The organism is Chitinimonas sp. (assembly GCF_041904975.1).
GTDB lineage: Bacteria > Pseudomonadota > Gammaproteobacteria > Burkholderiales > Chitinimonadaceae > Chitinimonas.
Genome location: NZ_JAYRLZ010000391.1, coordinates 1 through 2,966, shown reverse-complemented (window position 1 = coordinate 2,966; position 2,966 = coordinate 1). Strand labels below are relative to the sequence as shown.

2 protein-coding genes are annotated in these 2,966 nt (G+C 67.0%); both read right to left on the bottom strand.

Going from position 1 to position 2,966, the window contains the following annotated elements; all coding sequences use genetic code 11:
• Window positions 1-1,858: efflux RND transporter permease subunit (locus tag ACE3OH_RS21275; RefSeq protein WP_374357961.1), on the bottom strand; the 1,858-nt coding region annotated here is incomplete at its 3' end.
• Window positions 1,855-2,966, bottom strand: a 1,112-nt coding sequence (locus ACE3OH_RS21270; protein ID WP_374357956.1) for an efflux RND transporter periplasmic adaptor subunit, incomplete at its 5' end; no start/stop codon positions are given. The genes ACE3OH_RS21270 and ACE3OH_RS21275, both read right to left, overlap by 4 nt.

The window sequence follows — 2,966 nt, the reverse complement described above, 5'->3', positions numbered from 1 at the left end:
CCTCCAGCTCGCTCTGTGGCAGGCTGCGCTGGTTTTTCGGCACCAGCAGCAGGGTCAGCTTGCCGCTATCGGCGCCACTTTGCTGATGGGCGAACACCCCGCTGACATCAGGCAGGCCATGCAGGGCATGGCGCAGGGTTTCCGCTGCGCGCAGGCCTTCGGACAGCGGCGCATCGGGTGCGATGCGGTATTGCACATCGAGCGAGGCGGCGGTGGTCTTGGGCAAAAAGCCGCTGGGAATCATCGCCAACAGACCCAGGGTCAGCAGCAGCACGGCACCGCCGCCGGCAAGCGCGCGGCGCGGGTGCGCCAGCGCCCAGGAAAGTGCCCGTGCATAGCCGCGCTCCATGGCCGACGGCGCCGGTTTGGCATGATGCTTGGGCTTGAGCCAGTGCGCACACATCAGCGGCGTGAGCAGCCGAGCCACTACCAGCGAGGCCAGCACGGCAAAGGTAGTAGTCAGGCCAAAGGCAGTGAAATACTTGCCGACCACCCCATTGATAAAGCTCACCGGCAGGAACACCGCGACAATGGTCAGGGTGATGGCCAGTACCGCCAGCCCCAGGGCATCGGCACCGACCATGGCTGCCTGCCTGGGCGTTTCACCCGCCTCGATCCGCCGCTCGATGTTTTCGATTTCGACGATGGCATCGTCAACCAGAATGCCGATCACCAGGATCAAGGCCAGCAGCGTTACCGAATCGAGCTGAAAGCCGCGCCAGTGCATGGCAACAAAGGTAGGCAGCAGCGACAGTGGAATGGCGGCGGCAGCGATGGCGGTAGCGCGCAGATTGCGCAGGAACAGCCATACCACCAGCACGGTGAGCACCACCCCCTCGATCAAGGTATCGCGCGCGCCTTCAAAACTCTGCCGGGTGTATTCGACACCATCGTAAAACTGCTCGATCTTCAGGCGCGGCTCTTCTGCCGCCAGCTGGGCGATCGCGCTGCTCACGCCGCTGGCCAGCGTCAATTCCGATGCACCGCGCTTTTTGTACAGCGCCAGACCCATGCCGGGCTGGCCATTGAGCAGGGCAAAATCGCTCGCCTCGCCCTCGCTGTCGAGCACCCGGCCCAACTCGCCCAGCGCCACGGTCTTGCCGCCGGCCAGCGCGATGGGGCGGCGTGCCAGCTCAGCCAGTGAGTGGCTGGCGCCCATCACCCGTATCGGCATCAGCCTGCCCGAACCGGTACTCACCATGCCGGCCGGCGCATTCAGTTCGGCACCACGCAGCTGGCGCAATACCTCGCCCACCGACAGATTGGCCGCCACCATGCGCGCCGGGTCCAGCTCCACACGGAATTCGCGCTGGCTGCCGCCCTCGCGCTTCACCTGCCCCACCCCCGGCACGGCCAAGAGGCGCGGCACCACCCGCTCGTCCACCAGACGGCTCAGTTCCGCCTCGCTCAGGGTGTCGGAGCGCACCATATAGTTCTGCAGCGCACCGCCGCTGATATCGAGCAGCGATACCACCGGCTCGCTGACGCTGGATGGCAGCTGCGGCCGCACCATGGCCACCGCATCGCGCACATTGCTAACTGCCCGATCCACCGGCGTTTCCAGCATGAACTCGATGGTCAGGTCCACCGTGCCATTGGCAATGCTGGTGCTCATATGCTTGATGCCAGCCACGCCCACCACCGCGTCCTCAAGGCGGCGTGCGACATTGCCTTCCAGCTCCTCGGTCGAGGCGCCCGGCTGCGATACCAGCACCGATACAATCGGCAATTCCACCCGCGGGTTGCCGGCGATCGGCAACTTGCCCAGCGCCATCATGCCCGCCAGCGCCAGCAGCAAGAACAGCAGGATCACCGGTGTGGGATTGCTGATCGCCCAGCTCGACACCTTCAGCTTCATGGCTTGGCTCCCTTGCTATGGCTGGGCGGCGCATTGCCGGCCAGCACCGGCTCGATGATCTGGCCCGGGCTCAACAAGGCCGCCATATTCAGCACCACCTGCTCGCCCGCCTTGACGCCGCCACTGGCCAAGGTGCCGCTACCGATCAGCTGCACCGGTCGCTTTTCCAGCTTGCCCTTGGCATCGGCCACCAGCACCCAGGGCGCCGGATCAAACTGAATGGCTGATGCCGGCAGGGCAATGCCGGGCTGGCCGCTGCCAGCGAGCATGGCGGTGGCGGCACGCCCCAAGGGCAGCGGCTTCGCCGCGTCGAGGCTGATGCGCAGCACGCCACGGCGGCTTTGCTCGCCCATGCTGTCGTCCACCGCGCGTATCGTCCCGACAGCTGTCTGTCCGTCGATCTGCACCTGGGCGCGGATAGACGAGGCGCCGCGCAGCCACTGCGCCTGGCTGGGGTCGATGCTGGCTTCGAATTCGCGATCATTCGCCGCTGCAATACGCAGCAAGGGGCCGCTGGCGCGATCGGTGAGCATGCCCTGCTCCGCCCGCCGCTCGCTCACCACGCCGGCAATCGGTGCGCGCAACACCGCGTCGCTGGCGCGCTGCTGCGCCAATGCCGCCTGCGCCTGCGCCGCTGCCTGCTCGGCCTGCGCCGCCAGTACCGACTGGCGCGCCGCATCACGCTCGCGCTCCCCCTGTTTGAGCTGGGCCTGGCGGGCGATCAGCTCGCTATCGCTGACTGCCCCGCTATCAGCCACCGAACCATAGCGGCGCGCCTCGTCGGCAATGGCGGCAAGCCGCGCTTCCACCTGGGCCAGCTGCGCCTGTGCCGCCGCATGCTGGGCTGCCGCACGCTGTGCGGTTTGCCCGGCCTGCTGTTGTTCCAGCAACAGGCCACGGCGATCCAGCTCGATCAGCGCCTGGCCGGCTGTCACCGTCTGGCCCGGCTCGACCAGCACTTTTTCCACCCGCAAGCCGTCTTGCGCGGCAAACAGCAAGGCAGGCCGGCGCGCCACGATGCGGCCGAACAGTAGCTGAGGCGCCGCATCGCTCGATGCCTGCAGCTGCACTACCTGCACCTTCATCAGCGCCGGCCCATGCGGCATGG